The 17,689-nt window shown below is 41.7% G+C and carries 18 protein-coding genes and 1 pseudogene; 10 read left to right on the top strand and 9 right to left on the bottom strand.

The features are described from left to right. Positions 1-97 precede the first annotated feature (97 nt). The 4 genes from ASE55_RS17210 (at position 98) to ASE55_RS20795 (ending at position 2,673) form a co-directional block, all read left to right on the top strand. Positions 98-667: a fasciclin domain-containing protein gene (locus ASE55_RS17210; RefSeq protein WP_056222552.1), complete on the top strand. Its 570-nt coding sequence runs from the start codon at positions 98-100 to the stop codon at positions 665-667. A gap of 91 nt (positions 668-758) precedes the next feature. After that, positions 759-1,469 carry a ferritin-like domain-containing protein gene (locus tag ASE55_RS17215; RefSeq protein ID WP_056222555.1) on the top strand — a complete coding sequence of 237 codons (711 nt, stop codon included), beginning with the start codon at positions 759-761 and terminating at the stop codon, positions 1,467-1,469. A 27-nt stretch (positions 1,470-1,496) separates the two neighbouring features. Further along, complete coding sequence (locus ASE55_RS17220; RefSeq protein ID WP_056222557.1) at positions 1,497-2,315, top strand: ferritin-like domain-containing protein; 819 nt, start codon at positions 1,497-1,499, stop codon at positions 2,313-2,315. Between the two features lie 226 nt (positions 2,316-2,541). Next, positions 2,542-2,673 (top strand): hypothetical protein, encoded by a 132-nt coding sequence (locus ASE55_RS20795; protein ID WP_262483828.1) that lies wholly within the window; start codon positions 2,542-2,544, stop codon positions 2,671-2,673. A gap of 141 nt (positions 2,674-2,814) precedes the next feature. On the opposite strand, the gene ASE55_RS17225 is transcribed toward ASE55_RS20795, so the two are convergent. Both ASE55_RS17225 and ASE55_RS17230 read right to left on the bottom strand, forming a co-directional pair. Next, positions 2,815-3,522 carry a DUF421 domain-containing protein gene (locus ASE55_RS17225; RefSeq protein ID WP_082474647.1) on the bottom strand — a complete coding sequence of 236 codons (708 nt, stop codon included), beginning with the start codon at positions 3,520-3,522 and terminating at the stop codon, positions 2,815-2,817. Between the two features lie 52 nt (positions 3,523-3,574). Further along, positions 3,575-4,123, bottom strand: coding sequence for a GNAT family N-acetyltransferase (locus tag ASE55_RS17230; protein ID WP_056222560.1), 549 nt, complete (start codon positions 4,121-4,123; stop codon positions 3,575-3,577). Between the two features lie 161 nt (positions 4,124-4,284). On the opposite strand from ASE55_RS17230, the gene ASE55_RS17235 reads away from it, so the two are divergent. The 4 genes from ASE55_RS17235 to pdeM all read left to right on the top strand — a co-directional run bounded on the left by ASE55_RS17235 (position 4,285) and on the right by pdeM (position 10,203). After that, a complete protein-coding gene (locus tag ASE55_RS17235; RefSeq protein ID WP_056222564.1) occupies positions 4,285-5,316 on the top strand; it encodes a ligase-associated DNA damage response exonuclease in 1,032 nt (343 codons plus the stop codon). 81 nt (positions 5,317-5,397) lie between these two features. After that, positions 5,398-6,978 carry an ATP-dependent DNA ligase gene (locus ASE55_RS17240; protein ID WP_056222567.1) on the top strand — a complete coding sequence of 527 codons (1,581 nt, stop codon included), beginning with the start codon at positions 5,398-5,400 and terminating at the stop codon, positions 6,976-6,978. A gap of 135 nt (positions 6,979-7,113) precedes the next feature. Further along, positions 7,114-9,513 carry a ligase-associated DNA damage response DEXH box helicase gene (locus ASE55_RS17245; protein WP_056222599.1) on the top strand — a complete coding sequence of 800 codons (2,400 nt, stop codon included), beginning with the start codon at positions 7,114-7,116 and terminating at the stop codon, positions 9,511-9,513. Positions 9,514-9,558: 45 nt separating this feature from the next. Further along, positions 9,559-10,203: a ligase-associated DNA damage response endonuclease PdeM gene (pdeM, locus tag ASE55_RS17250; RefSeq protein ID WP_056222571.1), complete on the top strand. Its 645-nt coding sequence runs from the start codon at positions 9,559-9,561 to the stop codon at positions 10,201-10,203. Between the two features lie 2 nt (positions 10,204-10,205). Here the strand turns inward: pdeM and ASE55_RS17255 are convergent, their stop codons facing one another. The 5 genes and pseudogenes from ASE55_RS17255 to ASE55_RS17275 form a co-directional block, all read right to left on the bottom strand. Beyond that, complete coding sequence (locus tag ASE55_RS17255) at positions 10,206-10,727, bottom strand: GNAT family N-acetyltransferase (protein WP_056222575.1); 522 nt, start codon at positions 10,725-10,727, stop codon at positions 10,206-10,208. 7 nt (positions 10,728-10,734) lie between these two features. Further along, the gene (locus ASE55_RS17260; protein ID WP_056222578.1) at positions 10,735-11,313 is read right to left on the bottom strand and encodes a nucleosidase; all 579 of its coding nucleotides are present in this window, start codon (positions 11,311-11,313) and stop codon (positions 10,735-10,737) included. Positions 11,314-11,355: 42 nt separating this feature from the next. Beyond that, positions 11,356-12,048: pseudogene (locus ASE55_RS17265) on the bottom strand (DsbA family protein). Positions 12,049-12,290: 242 nt separating this feature from the next. Beyond that, entirely contained in the window at positions 12,291-12,632 is a 342-nt protein-coding gene (locus tag ASE55_RS17270; protein ID WP_157844667.1) for a helix-turn-helix transcriptional regulator, read from the bottom strand. A 769-nt stretch (positions 12,633-13,401) separates the two neighbouring features. Then, positions 13,402-14,028 carry a chloramphenicol acetyltransferase gene (locus ASE55_RS17275; protein WP_056222584.1) on the bottom strand — a complete coding sequence of 209 codons (627 nt, stop codon included), beginning with the start codon at positions 14,026-14,028 and terminating at the stop codon, positions 13,402-13,404. Positions 14,029-14,185: 157 nt separating this feature from the next. On the opposite strand from ASE55_RS17275, the gene ASE55_RS17280 reads away from it, so the two are divergent. Both ASE55_RS17280 and ASE55_RS17285 read left to right on the top strand, forming a co-directional pair. Next, positions 14,186-15,091 carry an NAD(P)-dependent oxidoreductase gene (locus tag ASE55_RS17280; protein WP_262483829.1) on the top strand — a complete coding sequence of 302 codons (906 nt, stop codon included), beginning with the start codon at positions 14,186-14,188 and terminating at the stop codon, positions 15,089-15,091. Positions 15,092-15,130: 39 nt separating this feature from the next. Beyond that, positions 15,131-15,517, top strand: coding sequence for a MauE/DoxX family redox-associated membrane protein (locus ASE55_RS17285; protein WP_056222590.1), 387 nt, complete (start codon positions 15,131-15,133; stop codon positions 15,515-15,517). 93 nt (positions 15,518-15,610) lie between these two features. On the opposite strand, the gene ASE55_RS17290 is transcribed toward ASE55_RS17285, so the two are convergent. Continuing rightward, positions 15,611-16,255, bottom strand: coding sequence for a GNAT family N-acetyltransferase (locus ASE55_RS17290; RefSeq protein WP_056222593.1), 645 nt, complete (start codon positions 16,253-16,255; stop codon positions 15,611-15,613). A 46-nt stretch (positions 16,256-16,301) separates the two neighbouring features. Further along, positions 16,302-17,435, bottom strand: a complete 1,134-nt coding sequence (locus ASE55_RS17295) for a histidine decarboxylase (RefSeq protein WP_056222594.1) — start codon at positions 17,433-17,435, stop codon at positions 16,302-16,304. Between the last annotated feature and the right edge of the window lie 254 nt (positions 17,436-17,689).

Below are 17,689 nucleotides of genomic sequence, written 5' to 3' on the forward strand. Positions count from 1 at the left end.
AAAATAATATTAAAAATTTTAAATCTGTATTGAAACCACTCTCGTAAATGATTATAACAACAGCAATTCAAATCAATAAATAATTAAAAATAAAATAATGAATACAAAATCAAAAATCGCAGTTTTAGGAATGGTTGCTTTATCATTCGCATTCAGTGGAAATGTAACTGCACAGATGAAAAAAGAAAAAACAGTAATGGTAGGCGGTGCTGCCATGTACCCTTCTAAGAATATTATTGAAAACGCAGTAAATTCCAAAGATCATAAAACACTGGTAGCTGCGGTAAAAGCAGCCGGACTGGTAGAAACTTTACAGGGTGCAGGGCCTTTCACTGTACTGGCTCCTACTGACGCAGCATTTGCAAAGCTTCCGAAAGGAACGGTTGAAAGCCTGGTAAAGCCGGAAAACAAGGCAATGCTAACTAAAATCTTAACCTATCATGTTCTTGCCGGTAAATTCAATGCCAAAGAAATTATGGCTGCAGTAAATGCAAACGGCGGGAAAGCAATGATGAAAACGGTAGAAGGCGAGCAACTGACGTTCTGGACAAAAGGAAAAGATTTATACATAAGAGACGTTAAAGGCAATGATGCTAAAGTTACAATAGCTGATGTTAATCAGTCGAATGGGGTCATTCACGTTATAGACACGGTTTTAATGCCGTAATGGTTTGTTAGTTGTGAAACAGCATAAATCTTTTATGCTGTTTTTTCTCTATCATGTTAAGATAAAAATTCTCACTTAAACAAATTATATTATGAAAAAAACAATCAGTGTTTCTAATCAGGGAGCGACCCTTGATACCAACAGAAGAAACTTTCTAAAATTGAGTGGTGTGGGGCTGGCTATGGCCGGGCTTACATTGATCGGGTGTGATGACAACGATTTTGAGTTCGTTGATAATAATGTTTTCGACCTGGGTAAGGGCGACGTGGGTGTTCTGAACTATGCGTATGCACTGGAACAGCTTGAAGCGGATTTCTATACCAAAGTGGTTAACAATTTCTATACTGGGATTTCCAATGCTGAAAAACAGATCTTTACCGATCTTTACCACCATGAGGTGATCCACAGGGATTTCTTTAAGGCAGCCATTACCGGAGCTACTGCCAATGTTCTTCCTACGCTTGAGTTCCAGTATCCCAATGTAAACTTCAATGACAGGAATTCTGTACTTGCTACGGCAAAAGCACTTGAAGATACAGGGGTAGCCGCTTACAACGGTGCAGGAAAGTATATTACGAATGTAGATTACCTTGTGATTGCAGGAAAAATTGTTTCCGTGGAAGCAAGACACGCAGCTGCGATTAGGGACCTTATCAATCCGGGAACCGCAGCGTTTTCAGGGGATGATGTAATCAACCCTACTACAGGGCTTGATGTTGCAAAAGAGCCTAAAGACATTGTAGCAGCAGCAGGCGGGTTCTTTAAAACTCCGTTTACCTGGAAAGAACAGGGAATCGGTTAATTTATTCACTTCACAAAAATTTACATTATGAACATTCTAAAATTACTAGATAGATTATCTGACGACAAATTCTTCACAACAGAAGCGTCAAGATTAGAAACGCTTTCCCAAATATCCCAATTCGGTAAAAAGGCAGCTGTTGCCTCTATCCCTTTAGGTCTGGGCGCTTTAATGACTACTTCTGCAAAGGCACAGACCACTACCACTGCAACTGTACCCGGAAATGCCGGTAAAAGTGCATTAACAGACGCGCTTCAGCTTGCTTTGGTACTGGAATACCTGGAAGACGAATATTATACCAAAGGATTAGGAACGGCTGGGTTGATCCCAAGTGCAGACCGTCCGGTTTTCATGCAGATCTCAAAACATGAGACCGCGCACGTTGCTTTCCTTAAAAGTACGCTTACTTCACTAGGAGTAACGCCGGGAGCGAAACCCAACTTCAATTTTACAGTAGGCGGAGCCTTTGCTCCTTTTTCAGATTATAATCAGTTCCTTGTGCTGGCCCAGGCATTTGAAGATACCGGGGTAAGAGCATATAAAGGACAGGCAGGAAATGTAATGTCTAATAAAACAGTATTACAGGCCGCCTTACAGATACACTCCGTAGAAGCAAGACATGCTTCACAGGTTAGGAGAATGAGGGCAAACAAAGGTTGGATTGAACTGGCGAACGGCGGAAACATGCCTGCAGCTACCAACGCTGTATATGCCGGAGAAGGTGTTACCATACAGGCCGGGTTTAATACTGCCGCGGCTTTCGGACCGGAAGCAGGTTCTGCTGCTTACGATGAAATTTTAACGGGAAGTGATGCCCAGGCAATTGCATCATTGTTTATTGTCTGAGGAAATTTCTTAATGTTAGGTGTGTCCCTTTCCGGTTCTTTCGGAAAGGGATTTTTTATGGATAATTGATAAGGCAGATATTGACTGTAATCATCCGGATTATTTACAGCATTGACTGTAACTGTTTACCTTAATTAAAACTTATGTATCCAACAGCTTTATAATGAGATCTCATCGTGAGTTGGTGTGGTATTTGATGATTTATTTCTAACAAAAACAAAACGTTATGTCTTCAACATCAGAAAATAAGCAAACATCCGGAACCATGGGTAAGCTGGTAAAAATTTTCACTTTGGGAATCGTGGCTTTATTGGCATTCGGAATATCTACCACCTCACAGCGTCTTAATGCAGGATAAAATGTGGTAGTATAAATAGATTTTATAAATGACTGCCATACTATGTTTTACATAATACACATATTGATTATATTTGTGTATCGAAATAATTTTTTTCATCATTTGTGTTTTTTTAAGGTTCCTTTCGGGGAACCTTTTTTATTAAGTTACCCTTCTCTTATTACTGGATCCAATCCATCTGTCTTTTTTACATTTACAGCAGTGTCCTGCATCCCCTTCATTTTTCTCTTCCGTATACCCGCAGAATGTACACGAATAAAATCCTTTAACGCTTATCGTTTTCACCGGGTTTTCCAAAGATCCCGGCATGATAGGAAGCCCGAATTTTACTTCCCGGTCTTCAAAATAAAAAACACTGATCTCGCCCGAAACTTCTTCAATGGCCCTTTCGATCTGGCCCAGATGCGAGATGCCTCTCAGCCTCAGCTCAGCAAAAAACTCATCGCTTCCAAGATTTTCCTTCTTAAAATTTTCAATGGAAAACTCACCGTTTTCAATCAGACAGATGGATGTTCCTTCCAGCAGTTTCTCAAAAACCTTGCTTTTCCCGATCAGATAGGTTACCGAAGTATACAGGAATATAATTACCATAAAAACGATAATGGAAGATGCGATCCCTACTTCCTTATAAAACATCGGGTCCCCCGCTGCAGAGCCCAGCCCGATGATCACCACCAACTCAAAGAGCGACAGCTGTTTCACGCCCCTTTTTCCCAATATCCGGAGACCGATAATGATTGTTAAAAACATAATAAAGGTCCTCAGAACGATCTCCAGAAGAAATGACCATTCTTCCTGTCCCATTAAAAATTCCTTCCATTCTAACTGTAACAGAAATGAAGATACCATAAAATTTATTTACTATCCGGGGGTTCAAAAAATACGCCAATGAGGATATGATCTATGAACGGTGTTTCCACTCTTCTTCAAGCATCGCATAAATAACATCATCCACCCATTTGTTTTTCCAGAATAAGCTTTTAACAAAATGCGCTTCTTTCCTGAACCCGATTCGTTCCATTAAACGCAGGGAAGCAGTATTTTCAGGATCAACGGAAGCAATAATCCTGTGTTTCTGCAAATCATTGAATAAGAAATCAATACATCCTTTCAAAGCTTCGGAGGCATATCCTTTTCCATGGAACTTTTTATTTATGGTGATTCCCAATTCCACCTGTTTATTTTCCTCGCCGATAAAATGGATTCCGATATCTCCGATAACGGTACCTGTTTCTTTATCCGTAATCAGAATCTGGTACCAGGTTTCGGGCAGGTTAAATTCCTTATAATTTCTTTGAATAAATTCATCCACCTCTTCAGGGTTTTTCGGAATCCAGCTTTGGAATTTATTGGTTTCGGCATCAGACCGGTAATCGAAAATAGCCTGTCTGTCTGCCGGGATTATATCACGGAGAATCAGTCTTTCTGCTTCAATAGGTATTGTTTTCATCAGATCAAAATTAAGATTAAATCTTAAATATCAATCTCAAATTTCAACATTCACAGAGTTATGATCTTAAAACAGTTTCATTATACGATCTCCTGTTGTTTTTTTCCTTCTGACCTTGCCTTTGGTGGGATTTTTGGATATACGAATTCAAATCCGCACTATTGAAACTGATCACATTTACCAATAAAGGAATTTACTGTCCGCAGGGAAAGTTTTACATCGATCCCTGGAGACCGGTAGACCTTGCCATAATCACACACGGACATGCCGACCATGCCCGTTGGGGAATGAAAAAATACCTCTGCCACCATTTTACAAAACCGATCCTTCATAAAAGGATCAGTGAAGACATCGAATGCCAGAGTATGGAATACGGTGAAGTTATTGATATGAACGGCGTAAAGGTTTCGCTTCATCCGGCAGGCCATATTATCGGTTCCGCGCAGATCCGCTTGGAATATAAAGGGTATGTAAGTGTCATTTCCGGAGACTATAAAGTACAGTATGATGGGTTGAGTACTCCTTTCGAATTGGTAAGGTGCCATGAGTTTGTAAGTGAGAGTACATTCGGGCTGCCCATTTACAACTGGCTGGAAGTGGATGACCTGAATAAAAGAATGCAGAACTGGGTGCTTAAGAACAAAGAAAACCAGAAAACATCCGTATTTATAGGATATTCCCTGGGGAAAGCACAGCGGATAATGAAAGCGGTTGAAGGCCTCGGGAAAATCCATGTTCACTACTCTATCGGGAAACTGAATGAAGCCTTTGAAAATGCAGGGATCACCCTTCCGAAATATGAAGTCCCGGATTTCAGGGAAAGTGTAAAGCATGTACAGGATGATATCGTTATTGTCCCGCCTGCGTTACTGGACAGCAATGTCATCAAAAAAATCCCGAATCCGGCAACGGCCATCTGTTCAGGATGGATGCAGGTGCGCGGAGCGAGAAGATGGCGGAGTGCGGATGCCGGTTTTCCCATGAGCGATCATGCCGACTGGGGCGGTTTGCTACAGGCTATAAAAGCAACGGAAGCAGAAATTGTTCATGTTACACACGGCCAGACCGAAGTTTTTTCCAAATATTTAAATGAAATCGGGATAAAAGCAGATGTCGTAGAAACATTATACGGTGATGATGAGGAAACGGAAAAAGAAGCTGCTGAAGCACCTGAATCCCAGACCAACGACTGATACGTACTGAACATACAGCTACAACGTTAACAGCCGTCCCGAATAGTAGAAAATCGATTACCGGAAATTATATTTTACATTATGAAGCATTTCGCAGAACTGATCAATGCCCTTGAGAGCACCAATAAAACCAACGCCAAGATCGATGCGATCATTGATTATCTGGAACGTGCACCGGATGATGACAAGGTGTGGTTTATTGCGCTGTTTACTGGCAAAAGGCCTAAACGGAATGTCAATACCAATTATATGAAAGAATGGGCACTGGAAATTACCGGGCTGCCCTTCTGGCTTTTTCAGGAAAGCTACTCTTCGGTGGGAGACCTGGGGGAAACCATTTCACTGATCCTTCCGCCACCAACGGAAAAAATAGAACGCACACTGTCCCAGTGGATGAATGACATCATCGGTTTAAAAGGCAAGTCGGATGAAGATAAAAAAGACTTTGTCCTCCAATCTTGGAATGGCCTGGACTACACGGAACGCCTGATTTTTAACAAACTACTGGGCGGAAGCTTCCGGATCGGGGTTTCGGATAAAACCCTGATCAATGCCCTGACCAGGTTCTCAAACCAGGAATCCAGCACGTTAATGCACAGCTTAATGGGAAAATGGTTGCCGGAAGAAGCATCGTTCCAGGAACTTATTTCTGCAGAAAATATTAATCCCGACAATTCAAAACCCTACCCTTTCTGCCTCGCTTATCCTCTGGAAAAAGAGCTGGGAGAACTGGGAACTCCGGATGAATGGCTGATTGAATACAAATGGGACGGCATCCGCGGGCAGATTATCAGAAGAAATGATGAAGTCTTCATATGGTCCAGAGGCGAAGAACTGATTACCGAACAGTTTCCCGAAATTACCGAAGTGGTTCAGCAGATGAAAGGTAATTTCGTCATTGACGGCGAGATACTGGCGGTGAAAGATGATAAAGTCCTGAATTTTAATGAACTCCAGAAAAGACTGAATCGGAAAACATTAACCAAAAAAATGCTTTCTGAAATCCCGATCCAGGTTTTTGCCTACGATATACTGGAACTGGAAAACAATGACCTGCGGGAAAAACCTATTGTCGCAAGGCGCGCCATGCTGGAAGAACTGCTGCTGAATGAAAGCCCGGAACACATTAAGCTTTCCCAGGTTATCGGTTTTGAAAACTGGAATGATTTAAACCAGATCAGAGAAAACTCCCGCGATATCAACAGTGAGGGGCTTATGCTGAAGAAAAAAGAATCTTTCTACCATTCCGGGCGTAAAAAAGGCGACTGGTGGAAATGGAAAATCAACCCATTGACCATTGATGCAGTATTGATTTATGCACAGAAAGGAAGCGGAAGGAGAAGTGCCTACTATACCGATTATACATTTGCCGTAAAGAACGGTGATGCGCTGGTTACGATTGCAAAAGCCTATTCCGGGCTTACGGATAAGGAGATTATGGAAGTCAGCCGTTTTGTAAACAAAAACGCCATTGAAAAATTCGGCCCCGTCCGTACGGTGAAGGCTGAGCTGGTCTTTGAAATTGCGTTTGAAGGCATCGGGTTCAGCAGCCGGCACAAAAGCGGCGTTGCCCTGCGTTTCCCAAGGATTTTAAGATGGCGGAAAGATAAGACGGTTAATGAAATTGATGATTTGGAAGAAATTAAAAAACTCATTCAGTAATTTCTTTAAATGAGTGAATAAGGAATATCAAACTGAATAAAACAATACATAAATTGCGGGCACCGCATTAACAAATCAGGATAAAATTTGGCTGCTTTTGAAAATACCAACGGATTCACCGTCATTCAGAACTGGATGGCGGATAAAGGCATTTCCCCTTTTAAGTTCCAGGCTGAGACATGGCGTAAATTCGGAAGCGGATACAGCGGAATGGTGATTGCTCCTACCGGTTTCGGAAAGACCTATTCTGTGTTCTTAGCATTGATCACAGATTTCCTTAACCATCCCGAAAAATATGAGAAAGGGCTGAAAATGATCTGGATCACCCCGCTCCGTTCCCTTTCAAAAGATATTGCCAAAGCCATGCAGGAAGCCATTGATGAAATCGGGCTGGACTGGATGGTAGGCGTACGGAACGGTGATACAGACCCAAAAGTACGCCAGCAGCAGGTTAAAAACATGCCGGAAATTTTAGTGGCCACCCCGGAAAGCCTTCATCTGCTGCTCGGGCAGAAAAACCACCAGCGGTTTTTTAAAAGTTTAAAGGTCATTGTCGTGGATGAATGGCATGAACTGCTGGGATCAAAGCGCGGAGTAATGATGGAGCTCGGGATTTCCCAGCTCAGGAAGTATGTTCCCAAAATAAAAATCTGGGGCATAACGGCCACCATCGGGAATCTTGATGAAGCCATGGAAATCCTGATTCCGTATAATATCAGGAAAACCACCGTTACCGCCAAAGAAAAAAAGAAAATAGATATTATTCCGGTCCTTCCGGATGAAGTGGAAATTCTGCCTTGGGCAGGGCATCTGGGGCATAAGCTTGCCGATAAGGTAGTCCCGATTATTTTAAACTCCACCTCAACCATTGTTTTTACCAATACCAGGAGCCAGAGCGAGATGTGGTACCAGCTGCTGCTGAATGCCTATCCTGATTTTGCAGGGCAGATCGCGATCCATCACAGTTCCATTGATGCCCACCTGAGAATCTGGATTGAAGAAAACCTGAGCTCTGGTAAACTGAAAGCTGTTGTATCCACCTCATCGCTGGATCTGGGAATCGATTTTAAGCCTGTTGATACGGTAATCCAGATTGGTTCTGCAAAAGGGGTTGCCCGGTTTCTACAGCGTGCAGGGCGCAGCGGCCACTCCCCCTTTGAGACTTCAAAAATCTACTGTGTGCCTACCCATTCTCTGGAGCTGATTGAAGTTTCTGCTTTAAAAGAAGCCGTAAAAAACAATGTGATTGAACCGCGTGATCCACAGGTACTGTGTTTTGATGTGCTCGTTCAGTTTATGATGACCCTGGCAGTCGGAGACGGCTTCTATCCTGATGAAATGTATCCGAGAATAAAAGAAACCTTTGCATTCCGGGAAATGAATGAAGAAGAATGGAAGGGCATCATTGATTTTTTAACCATCGGCGGAAAAGCACTGAAAAGCTACGAAGAGTTCCATAAGGTAGTGATTGATGAAACCGGTCTGTACAAAGTGACGTCAAGGCGGATTGCCATGCTCCACAGGATGAATATGGGCGTGATTGTAAGCGATGCCATGCTGAAGGTAAAATTTATTTCCGGCGGCTATATCGGGATGGTGGAAGAATATTTTATTTCAAGGCTAAAGAAAGAAGATAAATTTATTTTGGCGGGAAGGGTCCTGGAAGTGGCGATGATCAAAGATATGACGGTATTCGTGCGCGCATCCAAAGGAAAAGCATTTGCTCCGAGTTATCTGGGCGGAAGGCTGCCTCTAAGTTCTAATCTGGGGCATTTCCTGCGTGAAAAATTATCAGGAGCCCTGAACCCCAAAGCCTCTGAGAAGGAGCTTAAATTCCTTCATCCGCTGTTGGCAAACCAGGAAGAGCGTTCGCATATCCCAAGGGAAGATGAGTTCCTTGTTGAAATGATTAAAAACAGGGAAGGCTATCACCTGTTCATGTATCCTTTTGAAGGAAGGCTGGTTCATGAAGTAATGGCTGCACTGGTAGCCTACCGCATTTCAAAGCTTGCTCCCATTTCTTTCTCGATGGCCATGAACGATTACGGTTTTGAGCTGTTCAGTGATAAAGAAATTCCTTTGACAGAAGAAAACCTTCAAGGAATCCTGACCCGGGACAACCTGATGAATGATGTAATTTCGAGCATCAATTCTGCGGAAATGGCAAGGCGTAAATTCCGTGATATTGCAGTAATTTCGGGCATGGTTGTACAGAATTTCCCCGGGCAGCAGCGTTCCAACAAATCACTGCAGAGTTCGGCAGGCCTTATTTTTAAAGTGCTGGAAGATTATGACCCTAATAATTTCCTGGTAAGGCAGGCCTATACGGAAGTATTCAATATGCAGCTGCAGGAACAGAGGCTGGTGGAAGCTTTTAAAAGAATTGAAAAATCAAAAATTATCCTGAAGCATGCCGCTTCCTTTACACCTTTAAGCTTCCCGATTAAAGTAGACAGCCTCCGGCAGACCCTTTCCAGCGAAGACCTGGATTCCAGGATCCAGAAACTGATTCAGCAGGCAAAGAAAGTAAGATAACGATGAAAAACTGAATACATGAAGAATGATTAACAGATCTGAAAAATGAAAATAGCAACAAAAAATATAACGGTACAAAACGAAATCTTTACTTTAACCAACCAGAGGGCCCTGTTCTGGGAAGCGCAGAAAACCCTTGTTTTATCAGACCTCCATATCGGGAAAACGGCACACTTCAGGAAAAACGGCATTGCCCTGGCCAATCAGATCATGAAAAATGACCTGGAACGGTTATCAATCCTGATCGAATACTTCCAGCCTGAAAAGTTTGTGGTGGTCGGTGATCTTCTCCATGCCGGCGACAATTCCGATGTGGACGAATTCTGCACGTGGAGAAACCGGTACCCGGACTTAGGGTTTTACCTCATCGAAGGAAATCATGACCGGATCTCAAAACCCCTGGAATCTAAATTATGCCTTAACTATAAATCAAAATCCCTGGAGCTTAATGGTTTCATGTTCATCCATGATTTTGAGAAGAAACATCCGAATCTACAGATCACCGGGCATATCCACCCTGGATTTATGATCCATTCGGCAGTAAAAAAAATCAGGCTGCCGTGTTTTGTGCTGACGGATAAACAGCTGCTGCTGCCTGCCTTCAGTGAATTTACAGGCCTGGATACAAAAAACATCCCTAAAAACGGTAAATTCTACGTTTTTACGGATGCTGAAATTTATGAAATTTAAGATCAGGCTAAATCTTTCCTCATCATAAGGTCTGTCTGCTCTTCGCTGCCCAGCCTGAAAATATGTTTGTCAAATGTCACAAAACCGTTCTTCTTATAAAAGTTGACCGCACGGAGGTTTTCCTCCCATACGCCCAGCCACAGGTACTGTTTCTTTCCCTCAAGCGCGATCTCCAGTGCCTTGTCATATAAAAGCTGCCCCACTTTCTTGCCGTGGTGTGAGCTTTTTACATAAATCCTTTCAATCTCCATTGAAGCATCATCCTGAAGCTCTGTCTGGGCTTTTCCGGCATTTACTTTAAGATAACCTACCGGGTTGTCTTCTTCCCATGCGATAAAGAAACGGGAGTCCGGCGTGTTCAGTTCCTGAGAGATTTTTTCCGTAGAAAAGCTTTCGTCAAGGTATTTCTGCATTTCATCCTCGGAATTATCTTTGGCGAATGTTTCGTAAAATGTTTCTCTTCCTATACTCTGCAGAACTTCCAGTTCTTCAGCTGAAACTTTCCTGATAATAATTGATGTCATCTGTATACTAAAATAAAATTTTGTTAAACGCTTCCGAAGCCAGGTGAACCTGGACTGCCCAGTCTTCCGCCGCTTCGCTTCCTGCGTCATCGGAGATGTATTTCAGGCACAGGAAAGGGATATTTTTCTTCATGGCAATCAGAGCCAGCGGATAGGCTTCCATATCCACGATATTGTAATCGGTCTCTGCATGGTTCATTTCAAAACTGTCTCCGGTCCCGCAGATGCCCTGCGGCAGGCCTTCTTTTAACAGCCCGTATTCCAGCACAGGCGGAATGCCTGAAAGCGGGGTTTCATACTTTTCAAAGCCCAGGCCTCTCACATCCATATCGCGCTGGATAAACTTTGTACAGCACACCACTTCCCCTTTCCCGAAACTCCGGCTTCCGGCAGAACCGAGATTGACAATCAGTTCCGGCCTGTTGCGCTGGATCTCCTGTGTTAATTCCATCGCGGCGTTCACCTTGCCGATGCCTGTAACCAGTTTATTCTTTTCGTTGAATACTTTGCCTGCTTCCGAATCCAGGGCGAAAACGAAAAGTGTTCTGTCGATGGCAAAATGATGTTCGCCGGTAATTTTTATCATCTGAGCTGAGTGTTAAATTCTTTTCAAAATTATGCATTCAGATTAAATACTGCAACCGTCCGTACTGCAGGAATTGTCCGGGCCTTCTTCTCCGGCTATTGCGGTTTCATCATAAGTCTGTATCAGCGCCTCACGGAAAGCCTCTGCAGGCTGTGCCCCGGAAACAGCATACTTGCCGTCCAGGATAAAGAAAGGAACACCAGAAACACCATGATCCCGGGCTTCCTGAATATCTCTACTGATTTCATCATCAAATTCCGCAGAGTTTAAAACCTGTCCTGCTTCTTCTTTATCAATTCCTACCGAAACTGCCAGAGCCGTCAGCGTATCAAAATCAGCAACATTTCTGCCTTCTGTAAAGTGTGCCGTGAAAAGGGCTTCTTCCATCTCACTGGACTTCCGGTATTTTTTAGCCAGATGAAGAAGCTTGTGAGCCGGAAAGGTTCCGGTAATCAGGACACGGTTAAAATTAAATTCAATACCTGAATTTTTGCCCATCTCCGTTACCTAGGCGATCATCTGCCGGGCCTGTGCTTCCGGAAACCCTTTTTTCTCCCTGAAATAATCAAAGGTTGTTTTGGTTCCCTCAGTACTCAGCGTTGGATCCAGCTGAAAACTCTTCCACTCTACTTCTACCTCATCTTTAAAGGGAAGCTGTTCAAGGGCTTCTTCAAAATTATTTTTACCGATATAACAAAACGGACACATCACGTCCGACCATATTTCTACTTTCATTGCTTTTTGTTTAAACGTACTCAAATTTAATCATAATAGCCGGAACATTATTCTTTACCGCTGCCATCTTATGAAAAGGGCATTTTTTAGAAGTCTGGATATAAATTGGAATCTTGTAAACGTAAGTGACAGGAGCTTTTATCAAAGCTGAATGGTTGACGTGGAAAGGTGATTGATATTAAAGGTAATTGGTGTAAATAACAATAAGATGTGATGTGATAGGGGTATAAATAAAAAATGGTTTAAAGATCATTAAACCACTTATAGATATCAACTGTTGATGCAATATTCAGTTTTTTCCTCAGCCTGTTTTTACGGTTCTGTATGGCTTTCGGGGTAACGAATGTGTAGGTTGCAATTTCTTTTGTTGTTAAATTGAGTTTTAGATATATACAAAAAATCAATTCCGAGTTTTTAAGATTGGGCTGAATAGAAGATAATGTGTTAAAAAAGTCAGGATCTACCAGTCTGAACTTACTTAACAGCCTTGGGGAATTTTCTTTTGCCAGGGCTAAAATTTCGTCCTGCACAAAAATCTTTTGGTTTAAATCTTCTAAATTAAATTCAGTTTTTTCGTTTTTCATAATATTCTGATCTCTTCTGTTTCTGTAGCTTATCATAGCTCCAGTATTAAGTCACTCTCAGTACTTCACTTTATCTGATTATAAAGTTTGCATACTTTCTGTTTGAAGCTTTTACTATTTTAATCATTTTGGAAATGGATCGTCTTTGCGGTACATTAAACATCTTATTTTATTTTAAAATTAAAATTGTATTACAAAAACGTATACTTTACGCCAGATTAAGAACAAAGAAATAAAAAATGATTAAAATTTCCCTTACTAAAAATACCACATGCATACCACGTGGCTTTTTCAAATCTTATCTCTTTATCTGAAACAAAGCGCGTTACATATCCGACAACAAAACTAGACTTTTATTGTCTCAGTTTTTATGATTATAATCAATAGCTTTAAAAAAATTGAATTATTTTCCAGGAAGTTTGTTATTCCCTAAGTACGCTATCAGATAGCCCGTTACAGCTGTATACAAAATATTTCCGCTACTTTCTGCAACGGAAAAGCATTAATTAGAAAGAATTGTTATTCTCTTCTTTTTGAAAATTTTTGAAAAGATTCAGATGTCAGATCAGCCCGTTTTTGGTACCATATTTAAAGATTTATTGTCACTGAAGCAGGAAAAAAAGAAGAGTTATCATTTTTTTTTCTGAATCAAAATATCAGACCCATGCTTTTAACTTTATTAATTTTCAGAAGAAAAAAACAGAATACCATTTAACTTAGAGGGAAAAATCCCGACTGATAAATGAGATAAATTTCCCGTTATCTCAATCTACTGCTCCAGCTGCTTTTGAAATTCTTCAAGGTATTTTGCAAGATGGAATCCGTCTGCAAGGCCATGGTGGGCTTCCACTGAAACCGGGAGATAATATCTGCCGTCCCGTATGCTGAATTTACCGAATGTAATTTTAGGAACAGATTCGGTTCTGTCAAGCGGGGTCGGATGAAGAATGGCCGAAAAAGAATTCCAGGGAATGGATGAATGCCGGATGAGGTCTTTTCCCAGTTCCCCATTGTTCAGCCTGATCCCGGTAGAATTCTGTACTTCACTGATTTCTTTCTGAAGTTCGGCATTGAACGTATTAAAATCTTCCGAAAAGTGCACGTAAGCAAAGCCGAAAGTCCCGTCTGCCCTTCCGATGGTGGTTCCGGCATTAACGGTATCATACATCACAACATTGCCGTCAACAATACGCAGTTTAAGTTCATCAACAGCATTAACGGCAACCATTGATGCGTGTAAGTATGCCGCAAAAAAAGAATGCCCTTTTTCTTTTGCTCCTGCATATGCTGCCGTACATTCCACTTCTGTAGTAAAACCGAAATAAGGGCTTGCCATAGCCGAAAAGAATTCAAAATGTTCTTTTCTGTTCCAGCTTTCAATATCTATCACTTTCATTGTTTTTTTTCTGCAAAATTCCGGAAGATTTACCGTTTAAAAAAACTTAACGGAGAGAAAATCGGTATTTAGGCATCCTGCTTATTGATCAGCACCTATTTTAAGGGCATTTAAACGCTCTGTACAGCATAGACTGGTCGGGTTTTTGATACCACATTTGTTTATCAACATAAGATTATTTATCTTAACCAATCATTCAATTAACAATACAATGAAAGAAGAGAAATTAGGGTTTATCGGGCTGGGAAACATGGGCCACCCGATGGCGAAAAATTTAGAACGGTCAGAATCTGTACTTTCTGTCTACAACCGGACCATTGAAAAGGCTGAAGATTTTAAGGAAAAATCCATTGTCTGCCACACAGTCGCTGAAACCGTTGAAAACAGCGATATTATTTTTACGATGCTTACGGACGACCATGCGGTGAAAGCAGTCTATGAGGAAATTTTAATGCTGGATATCTCCGGGAAACTGTTCATCGATATGAGCACCATTTCTCCTGAAACGACGAAAGAAATATCCGCTGCCATAAAAATAAAGGAAGCCGGATTTATTGATGCTCCGGTAGCCGGCAGTACAAAACCTGCGGCTGAAGGAACGCTGATTATTATGGCGGGCGGTGAAGAACAGGACATCCGGAGGGCTGAACCCTATCTGAAAAAGCTGGGGAAAAGCATTAAGCACCTGGGCGGAAACGGGAAAGGGATTGCGGCAAAGTTATCTGTTAACTATTTTATTTCGGCCATTTACCAGGGACTGGCGGAAACGGTTCTTTTCTCGGAAAAACTCGGGATTGCCCGCGAGGATATGCTGGAAATTATTAATGAGAGTGCCAGCGGAAGCGGTGCGACCAAGGTAAAAACCCCTCTGCTGATCAATAATTCCTATGAGCCTGCGTTTGCCCTGGACCTGATGCTCAAAGATATTCTGCTGGCGAAAAATGCAGGTGCCGGTTTCCCTTTGTCTGAAGCACTGATTGCAACCTACCAGTCGGCTCATGATGCCGGTTTCGGTAAAGATGACGTAATCGGGATTATTAATTACCTGAAAGATAAATCCTGACGGTAATTTATTATTTTAGCTGAACTTAAAACAATAACAATGAAAGATTTTAAGACCGTATTTTTCTTTTTGCGCCTCCCGGTTGCTGTTTCCCTGTTGGGCCACGGGCTGGTACGTCTGCCGAAACTTCAGGCTTTCAGTGAATGGATGCTGAAAACCATGGAAAAATCGGCAATCCCCGAAGCTTTAATTCTTCCGTTCAGTTATTTCCTGCCTGTCGCGGAAGCCGTAACAGGACTGTTGCTGCTGATTAATTACAAAACCAAATATACGCTGTATGCAGGGCTGGCATTAATGAGCATCCTGATTCTCGGGAGCAGCTCCATTGAAAACTGGTCGGCTATTGAATCCCAGCTGCTGCATTCATTCTATCTGTTCGGATTGTTGTGGTTTCATGAAAAATTCGGCCTCAGAAATAAAGACTGATTAGCTCTTATTTAAAGCTGTTAAAAAAATGAATCAAAAATAAACCCGGGCCTTCTGAGCCCGGGATGATAATGAAATAGTTACCTGTTTAGTTTACCTGTTTCTTTTCAGATAGACGGCCACGGGCTCTGATTCCGGGCCTGATCCTTCTGCAAAAACCTCCTTATGATGATGGAAACCCAGCAGAGGACAGTATAATTTTGCAGACCGTCTTGTACTTGCCAGTATAAACGGAGTTTCGTATCCTTTTTCATCAAAATAATCAAGGATCCATTTAAAAATATGACCGCCGTATCCTTTTCCCTGAGCATCAGGATGAACGGCTAAATAAGCGGGTTCCATACTTTTTTTGATCTTGTCAGTATCAAGCTCTAAGTCGCCGGCTTCATAAAGCCAGTAATACCGTTTTACGCCTTCCGGATCTAAAACATCATACCAGTTCTCTTTAAATTCATTGGTGTCATCAGCATCACGTCCCAGCCAGGTCCAGACAAAAACAGCTTTCTGATCCGGGCTTGCGAATACGGTTCCCCCGGAAATGAGGGTGTCTCTTACGATGGCTTCAAAATATTTGCTGAGCGATTCTTCATTTGTCTTCTCACCGAGCCAGAAATTTAAGGTAGGATCATTTAGAAAGGCTTTGGCCAGGATATCCCATTGCCAGGGCTCAGGTGTTGTGATGATAATGGGTTCGCCATGGATTACTTTGGAGGATAATTGTTCGGATGTGTTCTGCATATAATATTAGTTGTTAAAGTTATATTGAAAGGGTTATAAATTTAAATCAGGACTGAAGCACTGCATCATTATATTTTTTTTCGTTGACCAGTTCTGCGATAAAACTGTCTATTTTTTCTTTTGAAATACCGGGCATGCAGATCATGTGGGAACATTCTGAGTTTGTTGCCAGCTGCCATTTATGGCACAGTGAATCAGACGGTTTTTCAAACGTTACCGTAATCGCCATATCATTGCGATGGCTGTTTATATTGTTTTCAAGAAGCTTCTGGTGGGTGTATTCTGCTAAATAAAGGGATTCTTCAGCCCTTTTCAAGAGGCCGTCTCTGCCGAAATGCCTGATGGCGTACCATAAGAATACAGAGCTCAGTCCGTTGCGAGTGCCGGTAATGGTAGAGTCTACAGATTCTATGTAGGGTATGTATTCAGAGACATGATCTTTATTGTTTTTCTTCACAACCACAATTCCGCAGGGAATGGGCGATCCGATAAATTTATGTCCGCTGCACGCAATGCTGTCAACCCCGTTTGCAAAATCAAATGCTGCATCTTTTTCCAGCAGCGGAAGGTAAGCGCCTGACAGTGCCGCATCGCAATGAATATAGTGTGATTCGATGAGCAACTCCTGCAGAATGCTTTTGATTTTTGGGATATCGTCTTTGGCTTCTTTCATCGTTGTACCGATATTGGCGACAATGATGGCAGGCAGATGACGGTTTTGCTTCATCATATGCAGAAGATCATCATAATCAATTTCACCGTTTTTGCCGGAACAGACTTCGACTGCCGTTATATTTAACAGGCGGGCTGCTTTCGGAACGCTGTAGTGTGATTCGGATGAATAATATAATATCCCGTCCGGATACAGTTCTCTTGCCATATACAAGCCATACAGGTTGCTTTCACTCCCGCCGCTGGTAATATATCCCGAGTAATTATTTTTTGGAGCCCGGAATAAATCAGCAAAAAAATCGATGACCTCCCGTTCCATCTTAAATGAATTTACCCCGTAATTGCCTTCCATATAGGGATCTCCCAGATTAAAAAGCGGAAAACGGAATAAACTGTAAATTTCTTCATAATTAAAATCTGTCGCAAAAGGATAGCCTATTGAAAAAGCAGCTTTTTTAGCCAGCTGCTGCATGTACTCGTTTAATGTTTCTTCTTTTTGAATGATCATTATTATATTGTTTAAGGATGTAATTTTCAGGGAAGAATAATCTCAGTTGATTATGGTTGTACCATTAGCGGTAAACTTATCGCCGGGTTATTTTTCATTTGATATGAAAAGATGATCTATCAGATTCCTGTATGAATACCAACCTGCCCGGAAGTAAAAAAAGACCATAGTAAAATACTCAATTCCAGATTATTTCTATTTTTAATTAATTTAACTTTAATGCAATATGAATTATATATTAATATTAAAATGAT

Origin of the sequence: Chryseobacterium sp. Leaf201, assembly GCF_001421435.1 — a bacterium.
Taxonomy (GTDB): domain Bacteria; phylum Bacteroidota; class Bacteroidia; order Flavobacteriales; family Weeksellaceae; genus Chryseobacterium.